The sequence below is a fragment of the Mesorhizobium sp. P2_B11 genome (assembly GCF_056404855.1).
Map to the genome: position 1 here is coordinate 266,021 of NZ_JBFUDF010000007.1, position 17,756 is coordinate 283,776.

At 63.3% G+C, this 17,756-nt stretch carries 18 protein-coding genes; 10 read left to right on the forward strand and 8 right to left on the reverse strand.

From position 1 onward, the window contains the following. Positions 1–77 precede the first annotated feature (77 nt). Positions 78–1,304 carry an anion transporter gene (locus AC1DYJ_RS24170; RefSeq protein ID WP_477282221.1) on the forward strand — a complete coding sequence of 409 codons (1,227 nt, stop codon included), beginning with the start codon at positions 78–80 and terminating at the stop codon, positions 1,302–1,304. Here the strand turns inward: AC1DYJ_RS24170 and AC1DYJ_RS24175 are convergent. Continuing rightward, a complete protein-coding gene (locus AC1DYJ_RS24175; RefSeq protein ID WP_477282223.1) occupies positions 1,301–1,888 on the reverse strand; it encodes a TetR/AcrR family transcriptional regulator in 588 nt (195 codons plus the stop codon). The two genes, AC1DYJ_RS24170 and AC1DYJ_RS24175, sit on opposite strands and share 4 nt — an antisense overlap. A gap of 83 nt (positions 1,889–1,971) precedes the next feature. Here AC1DYJ_RS24175 and AC1DYJ_RS24180 point away from each other — a divergent pair, with 83 nt between their 5' ends. The 4 genes from AC1DYJ_RS24180 (at position 1,972) to AC1DYJ_RS24195 (ending at position 6,435) form a co-directional block, all read left to right on the forward strand. Continuing rightward, positions 1,972–2,871, forward strand: a complete 900-nt coding sequence (locus tag AC1DYJ_RS24180; RefSeq protein WP_477282225.1) for a crotonase/enoyl-CoA hydratase family protein — start codon at positions 1,972–1,974, stop codon at positions 2,869–2,871. A gap of 125 nt (positions 2,872–2,996) precedes the next feature. Beyond that, on the forward strand, positions 2,997–4,319 hold the full coding sequence (locus AC1DYJ_RS24185) for an aminotransferase class I/II-fold pyridoxal phosphate-dependent enzyme (protein ID WP_477282227.1): 1,323 nt from the start codon (positions 2,997–2,999) through the stop codon (positions 4,317–4,319). A 53-nt stretch (positions 4,320–4,372) separates the two neighbouring features. Further along, entirely contained in the window at positions 4,373–5,488 is a 1,116-nt protein-coding gene (locus AC1DYJ_RS24190; RefSeq protein WP_477282229.1) for a branched-chain amino acid ABC transporter substrate-binding protein, read from the forward strand. Between the two features lie 86 nt (positions 5,489–5,574). Next, entirely contained in the window at positions 5,575–6,435 is an 861-nt protein-coding gene (locus AC1DYJ_RS24195; protein WP_477282231.1) for a LysR substrate-binding domain-containing protein, read from the forward strand. A gap of 52 nt (positions 6,436–6,487) precedes the next feature. On the opposite strand, the gene AC1DYJ_RS24200 is transcribed toward AC1DYJ_RS24195, so the two are convergent. The 5 genes from AC1DYJ_RS24200 to AC1DYJ_RS24220 all read right to left on the reverse strand — a co-directional run bounded on the left by AC1DYJ_RS24200 (position 6,488) and on the right by AC1DYJ_RS24220 (position 10,685). Continuing rightward, on the reverse strand, positions 6,488–6,796 hold the full coding sequence (locus AC1DYJ_RS24200) for a cupredoxin domain-containing protein (RefSeq protein WP_477282233.1): 309 nt from the start codon (positions 6,794–6,796) through the stop codon (positions 6,488–6,490). A 2-nt stretch (positions 6,797–6,798) separates the two neighbouring features. After that, positions 6,799–7,323 carry a DUF4142 domain-containing protein gene (locus tag AC1DYJ_RS24205; RefSeq protein ID WP_477282235.1) on the reverse strand — a complete coding sequence of 175 codons (525 nt, stop codon included), beginning with the start codon at positions 7,321–7,323 and terminating at the stop codon, positions 6,799–6,801. Positions 7,324–7,430: 107 nt separating this feature from the next. Beyond that, on the reverse strand, positions 7,431–8,111 hold the full coding sequence (locus AC1DYJ_RS24210) for an RNA polymerase sigma factor (RefSeq protein WP_477282236.1): 681 nt from the start codon (positions 8,109–8,111) through the stop codon (positions 7,431–7,433). Positions 8,112–8,198: 87 nt separating this feature from the next. Continuing rightward, on the reverse strand, positions 8,199–9,284 hold the full coding sequence (locus tag AC1DYJ_RS24215; protein WP_477282238.1) for an HPP family protein: 1,086 nt from the start codon (positions 9,282–9,284) through the stop codon (positions 8,199–8,201). A 228-nt stretch (positions 9,285–9,512) separates the two neighbouring features. Continuing rightward, entirely contained in the window at positions 9,513–10,685 is a 1,173-nt protein-coding gene (locus AC1DYJ_RS24220; protein ID WP_477282240.1) for a cystathionine beta-lyase, read from the reverse strand. A gap of 469 nt (positions 10,686–11,154) precedes the next feature. Between AC1DYJ_RS24220 and AC1DYJ_RS24225 the strand changes: the two genes are divergently transcribed. The 5 genes from AC1DYJ_RS24225 to AC1DYJ_RS24245 all read left to right on the forward strand — a co-directional run bounded on the left by AC1DYJ_RS24225 (position 11,155) and on the right by AC1DYJ_RS24245 (position 16,195). Continuing rightward, entirely contained in the window at positions 11,155–12,183 is a 1,029-nt protein-coding gene (locus AC1DYJ_RS24225; RefSeq protein ID WP_477282242.1) for an amino acid ABC transporter substrate-binding protein, read from the forward strand. Positions 12,184–12,246: 63 nt separating this feature from the next. Further along, a complete protein-coding gene (locus AC1DYJ_RS24230; protein ID WP_477282243.1) occupies positions 12,247–13,434 on the forward strand; it encodes an amino acid ABC transporter permease in 1,188 nt (395 codons plus the stop codon). Positions 13,435–13,438: 4 nt separating this feature from the next. Then, on the forward strand, positions 13,439–14,602 hold the full coding sequence (locus AC1DYJ_RS24235) for an amino acid ABC transporter permease (protein ID WP_477282244.1): 1,164 nt from the start codon (positions 13,439–13,441) through the stop codon (positions 14,600–14,602). A 24-nt stretch (positions 14,603–14,626) separates the two neighbouring features. Further along, entirely contained in the window at positions 14,627–15,430 is an 804-nt protein-coding gene (locus AC1DYJ_RS24240) for an amino acid ABC transporter ATP-binding protein (protein ID WP_023671483.1), read from the forward strand. A 99-nt stretch (positions 15,431–15,529) separates the two neighbouring features. Then, positions 15,530–16,195 (forward strand): TIGR02117 family protein, encoded by a 666-nt coding sequence (locus AC1DYJ_RS24245; protein ID WP_477282245.1) that lies wholly within the window; start codon positions 15,530–15,532, stop codon positions 16,193–16,195. A 28-nt stretch (positions 16,196–16,223) separates the two neighbouring features. Here AC1DYJ_RS24245 and AC1DYJ_RS24250 read toward each other — a convergent pair whose 3' ends face one another. Together AC1DYJ_RS24250 and AC1DYJ_RS24255 are read right to left on the reverse strand one after the other, a co-directional pair. Beyond that, positions 16,224–17,447 carry an FAD-dependent monooxygenase gene (locus AC1DYJ_RS24250; protein ID WP_477282246.1) on the reverse strand — a complete coding sequence of 408 codons (1,224 nt, stop codon included), beginning with the start codon at positions 17,445–17,447 and terminating at the stop codon, positions 16,224–16,226. Between the two features lie 19 nt (positions 17,448–17,466). Next, positions 17,467–17,712 (reverse strand): zinc-finger domain-containing protein, encoded by a 246-nt coding sequence (locus tag AC1DYJ_RS24255; RefSeq protein ID WP_436259442.1) that lies wholly within the window; start codon positions 17,710–17,712, stop codon positions 17,467–17,469. Between the last annotated feature and the right edge of the window lie 44 nt (positions 17,713–17,756).

The following is a 17,756-nucleotide window of genomic DNA, read 5'->3' on the forward strand; positions in this document are numbered from 1 at the left end:
TAAAGCTGCGCGGCAAATGCCTGAGCGGGAACGATCCATTCCGGCGTCGGTTCGTTTGAAACGGGAATGGTCTGCCAATGACATTGACGGGCGCGGCGGCATTGCTGATCCTCATCCTGACCTATGCCGGGGTCGCTATCGGCAGGATACCGGGCCTGCGTCTCGACCGGGCAGGGATCGCCTTGCTCGGCGGCGCTGCGATGATTGCCATCGGTGCGCTCAGCATGGAAGACGCCTATCGCGCCATCAATTTCGACACCATAACCCTGCTGCTCGGCATGATGATCGTCGTTGCGCATCTGAAGGTCTCGGGGGCCTTCCGTGCTCTCGGCGCCTACGCCATCGAGCATGCGCACGCGCCGTTCATGCTTTTGGTGATGGTGACGCTCCTGACCGGCATCCTGTCGGCATTCCTGGTCAACGACGCCATCTGTCTGGTGATGGCGCCGATCGTCGTCCACGTCACCCGCGTCATCAACCGCAATCCCATCCCCTATCTGATCGCCACCGCCACCGCGTCCAACTGCGGCAGCGTCGCCACCATCACCGGCAATCCGCAGAACATGGTCATCGGCGCCCTGTCGGGAATTTCCTATCCGGCCTTTTCGGCCGCACTTGCGCCAGTTGCCTTGTTCGGCCTTGTCGCCGTCATCGTCATCGTGCGCATCGTCTACCGCACCGAATTCGCGCGCAGCGCCGAACTCAGCCCGGAAGTCTATCGCGGCCGCATGCTGCCCGGGCAGGTGCTGAAAGCGGTGGTCGTCTGCGTCGGCCTGGCGGTCGCCTTCTTCGCCGGCGTTCCGGTTGCCAAGGCAGCACTGATCGGCGGCGCCATTCTGCTGCTCACCCGCGCCATCAAGCCGGCGCGCATCTACCGCGAGATCGACGGCCCGCTGCTGTTCATGTTCGCCGGCCTGTTCATCGTCGTCGCCGGCGCCGAGAAAACACTGCTGACGCCCGATATCATTGCTTCCGCCAAAAACCTTGGCCTGGAAGACGTCTGGCGGCTGTCAGGCTTCACCGCTGTACTTTCCAACGTCATGAGCAATGTTCCGGCGGTGCTGGCGCTGAGGCCGTTCATTCCCGGTCTTGAAAACCCCGAGCGCGCCTGGCTGGTGGTGGCGATGAGTTCGACGCTGGCCGGCAACTTCACCTTGCTCGGCTCGGTCGCCAATCTGATCGTCGCCGAACAGGCGCGTGCCGCCGGTACGCAGCTGTCCTTTTCGGCCTTCTTCAGGGTCGGTCTGCCGTTGACGCTGCTGACGCTTGCCGCAGGCACGGCTTGGCTGGCGGCCGGCTTTTAGACAGTCGCTGATCGGGACCTTGCCCGGACCAGCATGGCCGCCGCACGTCCGGCCGCCTCGACATAGTCGGGGTTGCGGTGGACCAGCATGATCGAAAAGGCGCCGTCCATCAAAAGCACGATTTCGCGCGCCAGGATTTGCGGCTCGTTGACGCCATGATCCGAGAGTGCGCCGGCCAGCCATGCCTCGAAATTCTTCTTGTGCCGTGACCCGGCTTTGACCGCCGGGTGTCCGGGCATCGAAGCGAGCTCAGCTGCCGTGCGCAGGAAGCCGCAGCCTTTCCATTTGGGATGTCGAGCCACACGCGCCAAATTGGTGAAGATGGCCTCGACCTTACTTTCGACATCGCCTTCGGCCGCTTCGAACCAGCCCCCCATCTGTCTGACGTTCGGCTGGTCACGACCGTCCAGGTAGGCGGCGATCAAGTCATCTTTGCTCTTGAAGTGATAGTAGAGCGTGCGCTTGGTAAGCCCGGCTTTTTCAGCCACAGCATCGACGCTGACACGGCCGATCCCTTCGGCATAGAACAGCTTCGTTGCGGCATCGACAATGCGTTTGCGGGTGGGGCTCGGTGCTTCGCTCATGGAACAAGTATACCGACTAGTGAATATACACACAATCGAAAGCCTGATCCTTTCCGGTGGCAAACGCAGGAAAGGGAAGAGACATGACCGAGCTTGTGCTCACCGAGGCCCGCAACGGGATCGCCATCCTCACACTCAATCGGCCCGAAAAGCTCAATGCCTTGAACTATGCGCTGATTGATCGCTTGCTCGCGCTCCTTGATGCGATCGAGACAGACGATGCCATCCGCGCCATCATCCTCACCGGAGCTGGCGAGCGCGCCTTCTCTGCCGGCGGCGACATCCATGAATTCTCAGGCAGCGTGGCCAGCGGCGCCGATGTCGCGCTGCGCGATTTCGTCATGCGCGGGCAGCGGCTGACGACAAGGCTGGAGGCGTTCCGCAAGCCTATTATCGCCGCCGTCAACGGCATCGCTTTCGGCGGCGGCTGCGAGATCACCGAAGCCGTGCCGCTTGCCATCGCCAGCGACCGTGCCTTGTTCGCCAAACCTGAGATCAACCTCGCAATGCCGCCTACCTTCGGCGGCACGCAGCGGCTTCCCAGACTGGCCGGGCGCAAGCGGGCGCTCGAACTGCTGCTGACCGGCGATTGGTTCCCGCCGCCGCGCGCCCTCGAACTCGGCCTCGTCAACCAGGTGGTGCCGCATGAGGAGCTGATGCCGGCCGCGCTCGATCTCGCCCGACGCATCGTCGTGCACTCGCCTGCGGCAATTGCCGCGATCCTCACTGCAGTGGCGCGCGGCCTCAACCACAGCATAGCCGAAGGTTTGCTGGTCGAGGCCGAGCAGTTCGCCCGCATGGCTCCGACCGCCGACTTGCGCGAAGGCCTCGACGCCTGGATCGAACGGCGCAGGCCCGGCTATGACGGTTCATGGACGCATGTCACGCGGCCGGACGAGGCAAGGCGCAGTTCGCTGCGGCTCGACCAGGCCCCGCAGGGCGGGGCTCCTAAGCCACCTGCGTCGCGATCGAAGGCGGGATGAGGCGTCGATAGACCTAATTTTTCTAAGCCTAGGCGCTAGAACTACTCGTTTGCGTCAGGCCAGCCACCAAAGCCACCATCGCTCATCCAATGCCGGCATCGGCGGTTGGCAGATCGGAGGCAAAAATGGTCGCTCTTGCTCGCAGGCCCTGGGTTCCCTCGCATTGCGACGACTTCGCGCAGCGGCTCGCCCAGACGACGAGCGGGGAGGGCAGTGCGGCCGTGCTTGCTGCGATCGAGAACGGCATCGCCCTCAACCGGTCGATCCATGAGGCCGACTGCATCAATCTCAACCCGGCAACCAATGTGATGAATCCGAAGGCCGAGGCGGCGCTGTCATCCGGCCTCGGATCCCGCCCTTCGCTCGGTTATCCCGGCGACAAATATGAGATGGGGCTGGAAGGCGTTGAGCAGATCGAGGTCATCGCGGCCGAGCTCGCAGCTGAGATCTTTGGCGCGAAATATGCCGAGATCCGCGTGCCGTCCGGCGCCATCGCCAACCTCTATGCCTTCATGGCCGCAGCACGGCCGGGGGACGCGATCATCGTGCCTTCGCCTGCCATCGGCGGCCATGTCACGCATCACATGGCAGGCTGCGCCGGGCTCTATGGGCTCGACATCCATGCCGCACCCATCGATGCCGATGGCTATACGGTCGATGTCGCAAAGCTGCGCGAACTCGCCCGCTCGATCCGGCCGAAGATGATCACGATCGGCAGCAGCCTCAACCTTCTGCCACACCCAATCCGCGAGATCCGCGCGATGGCCGACGAGGTCGGCGCGCTGGTGCTCTTCGATGCGGCGCATCTCTGCGGCATGATCGCCGGACACGCCTGGCAGCAGCCGCTGGAAGAGGGCGCCCATCTGATGACGATGAGCACCTACAAAAGCCTTGGCGGGCCGCCCTCGGGCCTGATCGTGACCAACGATGCCGATGTCGCCGAGAAGCTGGACAGGATCGCCTTTCCCGGCATGACCGCCAATTTCGATGCCGCCAAATCAGCCGCCCTGGCTATCACGCTGCTGGACTGGAAAGACCATGGCAAGGCCTACGCGGCCACGATGGCGGGGACGGCCAAGGCATTGGCGCGCGAACTTGCGGATCGCGGCCTGCCGGTCTTCTCGACGAGCAAGGGCCACACGACCTCGCACCAGTTCGCGGTTCGCGCCGCCGAATTCGGCGGCGGCCAGGCGGCGGCAAAGAAACTGCGGCGGGCCAACATTCTGACCTGCGGCATCGGTCTGCCCATCGACGCAGTCGAGGGCGACATGAACGGCCTGCGCTTCGGCACACCGGAGATCGTGCGCTGGGGCATGACCGAGGATGACATGCCCGAGCTGGCCGCCCTCATCGCCAGGGGGCTGCGCGGCAACGACGCCAGCGAAGCGGTCGCAGCCGACGTCACGCAATTCCGGCGCCGGTTCCAGAAAATGCATTTCGTGAACTGACCGCCTGAACCCGCGGGCAAAAGCCCGCTTTCTCAAAAACAAAGGGGAATAAAATGCGCATGATCTTGCGGATGATGACTGCTGCCCTGATGACGGCCGCCGCCGTCGGTGTTGCGAGGGCGGACATCGTGCTGGGTGTTGCCGGTCCGATGTCGGGGCCGAACGCCGCCTATGGCGAACAGTATCGCATCGGCGTCGAAACGGCGGTCGAGCGCATCAACGCCAATGGCGGCGTGCTCGGCCAGAAGCTTGCAGTCTCTGTCGGCGACGATGTTTCCGACCCGAAGCAGGGCGTCTCCGTCGCCAACAAATTCGTGGCCGACGGCGTCCATTATGTCGTCGGCCACTACAATTCCGGCGTCACCATTCCGGCTTCCGAAGTCTATGCCGAGAATGGCGTTCTGTTCGTCACGCCGACAGCCACCAACCCGATGGTGACCGAGCGCGGTCTGTGGAACGCTTTCCGGGCCTGCGGCCGCGACGACCAGCAAGGCATCATCGCCGCGAAGTTCGTGCTCGAGCGCTTCAAGGACAAAAAGATCGCGATCGTCGACGACAAGTCGACGGCGGGCAAAGGCCTCGCCGACGAGATGGCCAAGGCCTACAATGCCGGCGGCGGCCAGGAAGTCCTGCACGAAGAGATCAACCCCGGCGAGAAGGACTACGGCGCGCTCGTCGCCAAGATCAAGCAGTCGGGCGCGGACCTCGTCTACTATGGCGGCCAGCACACCGAGGCTGGGCTGATCGTTCGGCAGATGCATGACCAGGGCGCCTCAACGATCCTGATGGGCGGCGACGGCATCTCCAACAGTGAGTTCGGCGCCATTGGCGGCGCGGGCGCTGCCGGAACCTTGATGACATCGTTTCCCGACCCTGCCACCTTCACCGAGGCCAGGGACGCGGTTGCCGACCTGAAGGCCAGGAACGTGCCCACGGAGGCGGTGACGCTTTATGCCTATGCCGCGACGCAGATCATCGCCGAGGCGATCGCCAAGGCCAAGGCCGACGATCCCAAGGCCGCTTCCGACTATCTTCATTCCGGCGCCAGCATCTCGACCGTGCTCGGTTCGATTTCCTATGACGGCAAAGGGGATATCAAGCAGCCGGGCTTCGTCGTATTTGAGTGGCGGGAGGTCAACGGCAAGCTAACCCCCGTTGCCCTCAAATAAGATCGAACTTTGCATCGGCGTCGAGGCAACCCGTCGCCGATGCTTCTGGGAGCCGGACGATGGCCGTCAACCCGCCTCGACCCCGAATGCCGCCGCTCAACGCTTTGCGGGCTTTTGAGGCGGCCGCCCGTCATGAAAGCTTCGCCAAGGCTGCGGACGAGCTCGGCGTCACGCCTGCGGCCGTATCGCATCAGGTCAAGGCGCTCGAGGCATGGCTGGGCTCGGCGCTGTTTGCGCGCCATGCCCAGGGATTGCATCTGACCGAGGCCGGCCGGGCGGCGTTGCCGGCCTTCTCCACGGCGTTCGACGCCATGGGCCTTGCCGTTCAGGAACTGCGCATCTCGGCGCCGAGGCCGCAGGTCAGCATCGCCGCGCTGCCGTCGATCGCCCAGCTTTGGCTGGCGCCGCGCCTGCCGGCGCTGCGCTCAGCCCTTCCGGCGCTTCGCCCATCCATTCATGCGCTGGAGGAGCCGCCGGACTTCAGGCGTGAACCGTTCGACCTCGCCATCTTCCTGACCAGGCATGCCCCGGCCGGTAGCCGCGCGTTCAAGCTTTGCGACGACGTCATCTTTCCGGTCTGCGCGCCGGCCCTGGCGCGGCAGCTGAAAACGCCGACCGATCTGTCGTCGCAGCTTCTGCTTTGGGACACCACCTGGACCGGCGACTGGAGCCTGTGGTTCGAGGCTGCCGGCGTGAAGGGGCCATCGATCGACACCGGCTCGGAGTTTTCGCTGTACAGCATGGCCCTGCAGGCCGCCATCGACGGTGCCGGCGTGTTGATGGGACACGAGGCGCTGGTGTCGCGCGCGCTCGCCGCCGGTTCCCTCGTGGCGCCGTTCCCGAGGCGCGTCGCCACCGGCCTCAGCCTGTCGATCCTGGCGCCGGACCGCCCGCCGGCACAGGCGGCGCAGATGATCGACTGGCTGCTTGCGCAGGAGCAGGTCTGATGCTGTCGGCGAGCCGGCGGCGGTTATCTTTCCGCCGCCAACCCTTATGGGTTCACTGCGCTACATCCAGATGGCCCTTCATATTGGGATGGAAGCGGCAGAAATAGTCGATTGCTCCTGCTGCTTTCAGGGTCATTTTTCCCGTTGACTTGGGCGGGATCGTCACCTCCCAGCCGCCCTTCACCGTGGCGGTGTGGGCGAAAGCATCCTTGTTCACCCACTCGATCGTATCGCCTATCTTGGCCTCGACGCTTGCCGGCGAGAAAACGAGCTTCTCGATCGTAACCTCGATCGTTGCCGCCATCGCCGGCGACGCGGAAAGAACCAGCGCGGCCGAGAGTGTCGATATCCGCGCAGCCATAGTCATTTCAGCATGCCGGCGACGTGTTCGGCATGCTGCTCGTGGCCCTGGAAGATCTTGAGGCCGGTTTCGAGCAGGTCCTTCAGCTCAGCATTGCTGGCGGAGGGGATCAAAAGCGTCGCAAGGGCGCCATTGACCTGCTTGTGGTAGGCGACCTCGTTTTCGATATAGGCCTTGTCGAAGGCGGCACCTTCGAGCTTGGCGAGCTTGGCACGCTCCTCTTTCGCTGCCGCGCTCAGCGCCTGACTGGTGGCGTTGTCTTCCGGCGTCACCTTGAGCTTCTTGACCAGGTCGAGCGCCTGTTTGTTGACCGCCTCATGGTCGCGCTCCATGTCCTTGGCGAAATCGACAATCTCCTTGGTCTTTGACATCTTGATCGCCAACTTGGCCGCCTCGATGTCGATCGCGCCTGCGGTGTAGGCGATATGAGCGATCTGCGGATCGGTAGGCTTGTCCGCAGCCTGCGCAAGCGGGGCCGTGCCCATCAACAGGACGGTGGCGAGTGCGGCTATGTGTCGGGTAATCATGGCATCTCCTTCGCCCGGCCGCGAAGGCAGCGGGCTTCATCTGGGTTGACGCGTATTGGATGCGGGAGGGGAAGAAACGTTCCCTGGGAATCGGCGAAGACCGAAGATCAGCTTTGCAAGCCGAGCCGCTTCATCACTGCTTCGGTCAATCGCTCGCAACGCCGGCCCGCGAAGGGAAATGCATCGAGCAGCACCGGGCCGATTTCGTCATCAAGCGCCTTGCGCACCAGGGCACGCGCCCGGTGCAATCTGGTCTTGACGGTCTCGGGGCGCACGCCAAGCAGATCAGCCGTTTCCTCGATGTTCAGGCCCTCGATAACGCGGGCGATGAACACTGTCCGATAGACGTCCGGAAGGTTGTCGGTGGCTCGCTCGACCAGCCTGAGGATCTGCCGCTGCGCCATCGTCCGCTCCGGATCGTCGCTTGGGTTGAGGGGGAACTGGATGATTTTTGCTTCTGGGCTCGTAGGCATCGCCACGGTGCGCCGCCTCTTGCGCAAGCGGCCGAGCGCTTCGTTGATGACGATGCGCGACAGCCAGGTCGCCAGGGAAGCGTCGCCACGAAACGTCGCCAGGCCGGCAAAGGCTCGGACATAGGCCTCCTGGACAATGTCCTCGGCCTCGCTGTCATTGCGCACGACGCCGCGTGCGATGCGGTAGAGCCGCTGGTTGTGCGTCTTGATGATGGCGCGGAAGGCGTCCGCCTCGTGCGCCATTGCGCGGTGGACAAGCTGCATGTCGCCGGGCGCGGAAACCGCGACAGTTTGAATTGCTGACTTCCTGGTCACGACCGCTCTCCCTGGCCAGACGCTTGATCGGGACATTGGATGCTGCCGCAGACAAAAGGTTCCCGACCTTTCTCTACCTGGAGCGATCTATCCTACAGCCTCTGGCCGCGCCTTGTCTGCCGTCTGTATCCGCGCCGCTGCGGCCAGAAGATCGGTCTGCGTGATCAGGCCGAGGATGCGCCGCTCGCTGTCGATGATCACCACGGCGTGGCTGCGCCCGTCGGTGAGCACGGGAAGCAGGCTCATCGCCGGTGTGTCGGGGGAGGCGGTGCCGGCGTTCGACATCACGCCTTTCACCGTCTCGGCGGCTCTCGTCAATTCGCGCAGGCCGACGGCGCCGACCAGCCTTCTCTCAGCGTCGACCACCGGCAAGGTGCGGATGTTGTGATCGAGGAGTTGCTGCCGCGCCTGGTCGGGCGAGGCCTGTTCAGGCACCGACACCACATCGCGCGACATGATGTCGGCGCACAGCAACGTCCGGTGCGAGCGGACCATGGCCTGCAACTCGACCTGGCGCAGCAGCAATTCGAGATCGCTGCGGTCGATGTCGAAGGTCTCGTCCAGCGCGCCGAGCGCGGCATCGATATCCTCGGGCCGGAAGCCGACGCGCTGCACCGCCGGCGGGTCGGCCGTTCCGTGGCTGTTGGCGGCAGGGGCGGGCCGGTGCGGGTAGCTGCGTCGCGACAGCCTGTGGAAAGCATAGCCGAGTGCGACCAGAATGATGGAGTTCAGCGCCACCGGCACGAAGGGAAACAGGAAGCCGGCGCCGGTCACGGCCGGACCACCGAGCACGGCCGTCAATGCGGCGGCTCCGCCCGGCGGATGCAGGCAGCGCGTGAACGACATGGCGGCGATGGCCAACGCCACGGCCAGGCCCGTGGCGAGAGCCGGCTCGTGCACGAAATGCGCAACGATCACGCCGATCAGCGCGGATATGGTGTTGCCGCCGATAATCGACCATGGCTGCGCCAGCGGGCTCGCAGGCACCGCGAACAGCAGCACCGCCGACGCGCCCATCGGCGCCACCAGCAGCGGCACATGCGGGCCGTTGCCGAGCACCAGCGCGCCGATCGCTCCGGTCAGCGCAATGCCGATCATCGCGCCGATACAGGCGATGACGCGCTCACGCAGCGTCGCGCCGGCGAGAATGGGGACAAAGAGACGAAAGGCCATGGCAAGCTCGGGATAGCTGGAATTGCGCTCGATGCGCCTGCAATGAGGCCGGACTGCCGACTTTGAAAGTCAAACCAATCCGGAAAAGCGCGCATTGGGGAAAATAACACTGCGCGCGATCGGGCAATGAGCGGCTTTGCGACGCCGATCGTCCTGCGAAAGCCGCCTGGCCAGCCTTTTCAACACGTTGGGCAGGTTTGCGGAATCAGCGTCGCAGGTATGCTTGCGTCATGCCGCAGCAGCTGCAGCGGCCAGTCCGCGCAGGATGTCGGCCTTGAGGTCCTCGACATCCTCGAGCCCGATCTGCAGGCGGAGCAGCGGGCCGTCATAGGGGCCCTTGGCGACGGTGCGGTCGCCGAGGAAGACCGGCACGGCAAGGCTCTCATAGCCGCCCCAGGAATAGCCGAGGCCGAAGATCTTCAGTGCATCGAGGAAGGCGTGCTGCTGTTTCTGGCCGCCGCCCTTGAGCACGATGGAAAAGATGCCGCTCGAGCCGCAAAAATCGCGCTTCCACAGCGCGTGGTCGGGATGGCTGGGCAGTGCCGGGTGCAGCACGCGCGCAACGCCGGGCTGGCTCTCCAGCCAGCTGGCAATGGCAAGCGCGCTCTTTTGGTGGTGATCCAGCCGCACGCCCATGGTGCGCAAGCCGCGCAGCACCTGGTAGACGACATCGGGACCGGCGCAACAGCCCATTGTGTAGAACGTCTCGCAAAGCTGTTTCCAGCACTCGGCATTGGCCGATACCGTACCCAGCAGCACGTCGGAATGGCCGGCGGGATATTTCGTCGCCGCATGGATCGAGATGTCGACGCCGTGGTCGAGCGGGCGGAAATAGAGCGGCGTCGCCCAGGTGTTGTCCATCATGACGATGGCGCCGGCCGCGTGCGCCGCCTTGGCGATGGCCGGTATGTCCTGCACCTCGAAAGTGTTGGAGGCTGGCGATTCCGTGAACACGACCTTGGTGTTGGGCCTGATCAGCTTGGCGATGCCGGCACCGGCATGCGGATCGTAATATTCGACCTCGACGCCCAGCCGCTTCAGCATCGTATCGGCGAAATTGCGGGTCGGGTGATAGACGGAATCGACGATCAAAACGTGGTCGCCTGCCGAGAGAAACGCCAGCAGCGGGATCGTTACCGCCGCCAGGCCCGACGGCACGATTATCGTGCCGGCCGAGCCTTCCAGGGCATCGATCGCATGCGCCAGCGCGTCGGTGGTCGGCGTGCCGCGTGTGCCGTAGGTGTATTTCTGACTGCGCGCCGCCATCGTCGCCGCATTGGGATAGAGCACGGTCGAGGCATGCACGATCGGCGGATTGACGAAGCCGAAATAGTCGTGCGGATCGTTGCCCGAATGGGCAAGCCGCGTGTTGATGCCCAGTTCGGTGCCGTCTGTCGCCATGGTTCGCCGCCTGTCAAAGGATGTTTGGAGATCAGCCATAAAGCGGCGGCAGAGCCCGCGCAACAGCCGTGGACCCGCCAAGCGGTGGGGTTTGCATAGGCCAAACCATCGCTTCGCGCCTCCGGCAAAGCATAGCTGTAGTGATGGCGGAGTTTGCCGGGAGCTATGGACTTGGTCGGCTGCTTCTTTGACTGATTTGTTTGCACGGGTTGCCGATTTCCTGGTGTCCCTGTGCGCATTTCAGGCATTCGCGGCAATTGGTTTTCAAAGCTGTCGTGAAACGGTCATTTCCCTTGACCTCACAGGAATAATCGCCTTCGATGCAGTTCGTGAATGGGAGGGGCCGGGCGTCGGTTACGACGCGGGGTTCCGGAATGCACCGGATGGGAGCCGGGTTCACGCGGGAAAAAAGATCAGGATTTGCCTGAGGATCAGGGTTTACCTGAAAACAGAAAAGGGTCTGTGGGTTATGAAACACATTGCAATTGGCATTCTCGGCGCCGCTGCGCTTGGATGGATGGCTTCGTCTGCGTCGGCGACCACGCTCGACACAGTCAAGGCGAAGGGCTTCATCCAGTGCGGTGTCTCGACTGGTCTGGCCGGTTTCTCGGCGCCTGATGACAAGGGTGAGTGGAAAGGCATCGATGCTGATTTCTGCCGCGCTGTCGCGGCTGCCGTCTTCGGCGACGGCACCAAGGTCAAGTTCACCCCGCTTAGCGCCAAGGAGCGCTTCACAGCGCTGCAGTCGGGCGAGATCGATATCCTGTCGCGCAACACCACCTGGACCATCAATCGCGATACGGCGCTTGGCCTGAACTTCATCGGCGTCACCTACTATGACGGCCAAGGCTTCATGATCAACGCCAAGAAGCTGCCGGGCGTCAATTCGGCGTTGCAGCTTTCGGGTGCGGCGGTCTGCGTGCAGAGCGGCACCACGACCGAGCTCAACCTCGCCGACTACTTCAAGGCGAACAAGATGGAGTACAATCCGGTCGTCTTCGAAAAGCTGGAAGAGGTCAACGCCGCCTATGACGCCGGCCGTTGCGACGTCTACACCACCGACCAGTCGGGTCTCTACGGCATTCGCCTGACGCTCAGCGCGCCGGCCGATCATGTCGTGCTGCCCGAAATCATCTCCAAGGAGCCGCTCGGTCCGGCCGTGCGCCAGGGTGACGACCAGTGGTACCACATCGTCAAGTGGACCTACTTCGCGCTGTTGCAGGCCGAGGAACTGGGCATCACCCAGGCCAATGTCGAAGAGATGAAGGCCTCGGACAGCCCTGAGATCAAGCGCGTGCTCGGCCAGGAAGCAGATACCAAGATCGGTACCGATCTCGGCGTCTCCAATGACTGGGTCGTCAACATCGTCAAGGCTGTCGGCAACTATGGCGAAATGTTCGAACGCAACGTCGGTTCGGGCAGCCCGCTGAAGATCGCGCGCGGCATCAACGCACTGTGGACCAAGGGCGGCCTGCAGTACGCTCCGCCGATCCGCTGATCGAAATGTGATCCGGAAGGCAGATTCTCTGCCTTCCGGTTTCTCTTTCCAGGGGACGGTCAAATGGCATCGCAGGAAGTTCTTCGCGAGGAGCCGAGCCGCGGTTCCTTCATCAACGATCCAAAAGTCCGCAGTTTTGTCTTCCAGACTGTGGTCGTCGTCCTGCTGGTGGGTGGCGTCTACTGGATCGTCAACAACGTCATCGACAATTTGACACGACTTCACATCGCATCGGGCTTCGGCTTTCTGAGAGGGCGCGCCGGCTTTGACATCAGCGACAGTGCGATCGCCTATACGTCCGATTCGACCTATGGCCGGGCCATCCTCGTCGGCATCATCAACACGCTGATCGTCGCCGCCGTCGGCATTGTCACAGCCAGCATCATCGGTTTCTTTGTCGGCATCGGCCGGCTGTCGCACAACTGGCTGATCCAGAAGATCTGCACGGTCTATGTCGAGGTTTTTCGCAACATCCCGCCGCTGCTGGTCATCTTCTTCTGGTATTCCGGCGTGCTGGCCGTGCTGCCGACACCGAAGGAAAGCATTCATCTGCCCTTCGGCTCCCTTCTAAATCAGCGCGGCGTCTACTTTCCGCGCGCTGTCTGGGGCGACGGCTCCTGGCTGATCTTCGTCGCTTTTCTGGTCGGCATCGCGATGGCGTGGTTCGTCGCCCGCATGGCGCGTCAGCGGCAGATGGCGACCGGCCAGCAATTCCCCGTGTTCTGGACATCGCTGGCGTTGATCGTCGGACTGCCACTGCTGGCATACGCGCTGGCCGGCTTCCCACTAAGCTTTGATTTTCCAAAACAATCGACCTTCAACCTGACCGGCGGCTTCGTGGTGAAGCCGGAGTTCCTGTCGCTCTATCTGGCTCTGTCTTTCTATACGGCAGCGTTCATCGCCGAGATCGTGCGCGCCGGCATTCGCGGCGTGGCAAGGGGCCAGAGCGAGGCCTCGGCAGCGCTCGGCCTGCGGTCGGGGCAGGCGTTGCGCCTGGTCGTGGTGCCGCAGGCGATGCGCATCGTCATCCCGCCGCTGGCGAGCCAATACCTCAACCTGACCAAGAACTCCTCGCTGGCCATCGCCATCGGCTATCCCGATCTGACGGCAACCGCTGGCACCGTGCTCAACCAAACCGGCCAGGCGATCGAGTGCGTGCTGATCATGATGACGGTCTACCTGTCGATCAGCCTGCTCACCTCGCTTTTCATGAACTGGTTCAACGCCAAGATGGCGCTGGTGGAGAGGTAGGGCCATGCAAGAACACGATATGTCTTGGGTCCGCACCGAAATGGTGCTGGCGCAGCCTGCCCCAGCAGGCGTAACCGGCATGGGCGCCTGGGTTCGCAAGAACCTGATCGGTTCGGTCAGCGATACTGTCATGACGATCATCGGTATCGCTTTGGTGGCGCTGATCGTGCCGCAAATTATCAACTGGGCTTTCATCAATGCCCAGTGGACTGGCCCTGACCGTACGGTCTGTCTCACGGCAGCGCAGGCGCAGGGCGGCATCCAGCCGGACGGCTGGTCCGGCGCCTGCTGGGCCTTCGTCAACGCCAAGTTCGGCCAAATCATGTTCGGCACCTACCCGATCGAGGAGCGTTGGCGGCCGATCGTGGTCGGCATATTGCTGGTCGTGCTGCTGGTGCCGATGCTGATGCCTAAGGCGCCGCGCAAGGGCCTCAACGCGGTCCTTCTGCTCGTCGTCTTGCCGATCGTGTCCTTCTTCCTGCTTTCCGGCGGGGCGTTCGGATTGCCTCACGTCGAGACACCGCGCTGGGGCGGTCTGCTGATAACGCTTAGCTTGTCCTTCGTGGCGATCGTCGTGTCACTGCCGCTCGGCATCGTGCTGGCGCTCGGCCGGCGCTCGAAGATGCCGATCGTCAAGATGCTGTGCGTGATTTTCATCGAGGCGGTACGCGGCGTGCCGTTGATCACCGTGCTGTTCATGGCCAGCGTCATGCTGCCGCTGTTCCTGCCGGCCGGCGTCACTTTCGACAAGTACCTGCGCGCGCTGATCGGCGTGTCCCTGTTCTCGGCCGCCTATATGGCCGAGGTGGTTCGCGGCGGGCTGCAGGCCATTCCGAAAGGCCAGTATGAAGGCGCCGACTCGCTCGGCCTTGGCTATTGGCAGAAGATGTATTTCGTCGTCATGCCGCAGGCGCTGAAGCTGGTCATTCCAGGCATCGTCAACACCTTCATCGGCATGTTCAAGGACTCCAGCCTGGTCTCGATCATTTCGATGTTCGACCTGCTGGGCATCGTCAAGCAGAACTTCTCCGACCCCAACTGGGCGACGCCGGTAACGGCCAAGTCCGGTCTCATCTTCGCAGCCTTCGTCTTCTGGCTGTTCTGCTTCGGCATGTCGCGCTATTCCATGTACACGGAACGCCGGCTCGACACCGGCCACAAACGCTAAACAAAAGAACAAGGGGAACCTGCCATGGTCATAGAAAACGCCGTCAGCGCCGAAGAGATCAAGGTCGATGCCAAGAAGATGCACATCTCGACCACCGATGTCGCCATCGACATCATCGGCATGCACAAATGGTATGGCGAGTTCCATGTGCTGAAGGACATCAACCTGAAGGTGATGCGCGGCGAGCGCATCGTCATCTGCGGCCCCTCGGGCTCCGGCAAATCGACCATGATCCGCTGCATCAACCGGCTGGAAGAGCACCAGAAGGGCAAGATCATCGTCGACGGCAAGGAGCTGACCAACGATCTCAAGAAGATAGACGAGGTGCGCCGTGAGGTCGGCATGGTGTTCCAGCACTTCAACCTGTTCCCGCATCTGACCATCCTGGAGAACTGCACGCTGGCGCCGATCTGGGTGCGCAAGACGCCGAAGAAACAGGCCGAGGAAATCGCCATGCATTTCCTCAAGCGCGTGAAAATCCCGGAACAGGCCAACAAATATCCGGGCCAGCTGTCGGGCGGCCAGCAGCAGCGCGTGGCGATCGCCCGTTCGCTGTGCATGAACCCGCGCATCATGCTGTTCGATGAGCCGACTTCGGCGCTTGATCCCGAAATGATCAAGGAAGTGCTGGAGACCATGGTGGGCCTTGCCGAGGAAGGCATGACCATGCTGTGCGTCACCCACGAGATGGGCTTTGCGCGAAAAGTCGCCAACCGGGTGATCTTCATGGATCAGGGCCAGATCGTGGAACAGAACACGCCGGCCGAGTTCTTCGACCACCCGCGCCATGAGCGCACGAAACTCTTCCTTTCGCAGATCCTGCACTGAGCATTTTTATGCAAACCAGAAAGAGCCCGGCCGCAATGCGGCCGGGCTTTTTTGCTATTTGGGTCCGGCGATGACGACGGGAGACCACAAGGCCGCCGCATGAGAAAAGCCCTGCGTTTCCTCGCCATGCTGGTTGTCGCGGTCGCGCTTGCCGCCGCGCTCGGGACGCTGGTGCCGCGCCCGCTCTGGCCGGCATCAGCAGCGGGCGAGGGCACGCGCCATATTCTGGTGCTGAAGAACCCGATCCACACCGACATCGCCATTCCGGTCGACGATGCCGTGCGCCAGCGTTTTCGTTTCCTGGTCGATGCCGGCATCCCTGCCGACGCTCCCGAGGTGCGCTACATCGTCTTCGGCTGGGGCGGCCGCGCCTTCTATCTGGAGACGCCGACCTGGTCTGAGCTGAAGGCGGTGCCGGTGCTCAAGGCGCTGACGCTGGACGCCTCGGTCATGCATGTCGATATCGCCGGGAACATCGCAGAGCCGCATCCCGCCGTCACCGGCTTCAACATCGATGAGCAGCGTTTTGCAGCACTGCTCGATTACATCGACGCGAGTTTCCAGCACGGGCCGAACGGTCCGGTTGTCATCGAGAACGCCGCATATTCCCGCTTCGACCGCTTCTTTGAGGCGAACGGCCATTTCAACGCGCTGGTTGGCTGCAACACCTGGACGGCTGCAGGCCTGCGCACCGCCGGTCTGCGCACCGGCTGGTGGAACCCGCTGCCGGCCTCGCTCGGCCTGTCGATGCGGCTTTACAACTAGATGAAAGCTTTCGGCACGCCGGCGACGTCTAGCGCCGGATGACTTTCTGCGGCTCCCATCCATAAAGCCAGTCGAGATCGGCGGCGAGCTTTTGGGGCGAGCGCATGGACAGGAACAGGTTGCGGGCGACAGCCACCGGGCCGGCGGCATGCCAGGCAAGGCGGTTGACGGCGCCGCGACGTGCGGCTTTGGCCACACGCGGCCGCCGCAGGTTTTCCCAGATTTGAAGACTGCCCGCCACATCGGCTGGGAAATCGGCGAAGACGTCAGCCAGCGTCACGGCATCCTCGATCGCCATGGCCGCACCTTGCGCCGCAAACGGCGTCATCGCATGCGCTGCATCGCCGATCAAAGCGATGCCCTGCGGGCTCGTCCACCGCTGTTGCACAACCGTATGGATCGGAAAGGCTGTCCACGGGCCGGCCAGCGCCACAAGCTTGGCCAGGCTGGGCGCAGTGCTACGGGTGGCGCCGACGAGGATGGCTGGGTCGGCATGGCCCGACCAGCCTTCGGCAATACGCTCGCCCTTGGTGAAGGCGGCGAGATTGAAGGCGCGGCCGTTGCTGACGGGATAGGCGACCATGTGGAAGCCGGGATGCAGGAACGTGGTGACGCAGTCCGCGGCGCCGATGGCGGCAAAAGCTTCGCCAGCGGCGCTCTCGGCTGCGATCGTTGCCCGCCAGGCGAGCTCGCCCGAGAAGCGGCTTTTGCCGAAGCCTGCGAGCTGCGCCCGGACCGACGACCAGACGCCATCGGCGCCGACCAGGAGCCGGCCGCTTGCCTCGATCGCGCGGCGATCCGCTTCGGCGGTCACGACAACACCTTGCGGATTGATGACGAGCCTGCTCACCCGTGCACCGGTGACGAGCTCAATCTCCGGACGTTCGGCCACCTGCGCCAGCAGGGCCGCCTGAAGGTCGGCGCGGTGGGCGACGAGATAGGGCGCCTGCCAACGCGCCTCGGCGGCTTGCCCAAGCGGCACCCGGGCCAGTTCGCGCAGCGTCTTGGCGTCCTTCAACACCACCGCTTCCGGCTGCAAGGCCGCCGGCAGCAGGCGGTCGAGCACGCCGAGTTTTCGAAGGATGCGTGTTGCATTGGGCGAAAGCTGGATACCGGCGCCGGCCGCTTCAAGGCGCTGCGCCTGTTCCAAAAGCTTTACGGGATAGCCGCGTTCGGCAAACGCAAGGGCAGCCGTCAGCCCGGCGATGCCAGCCCCGGCGATAATGACCTGCCGGGCCTGTGCGTCCTGCATCGGGCTTGTCGCGAAAGGCTCAGGCGGCCTGGTCGATATAGAGGCAGCCGGGTGGCTGGGTTTCCGTCGCCTTCAGCTTCGCCGAATAGCGGTAGAGCGTCGAGCAGTAGGGGCAGACCTTTTCATTGTCGTCGCCCATGTCGAGAAACACATGCGGGTGGTCGAAGGGCGGGTTGGCGCCGGTGCACATGAATTCCCTGACACCGATGTCGATCGCCGGATGGCCGGCATCGTTCTGGAAATGGGGAATGGAACCGCCTGCCATCGTCGTCTCCTTAACGCAGTCTCGTCTGCATCTGGATCATAACA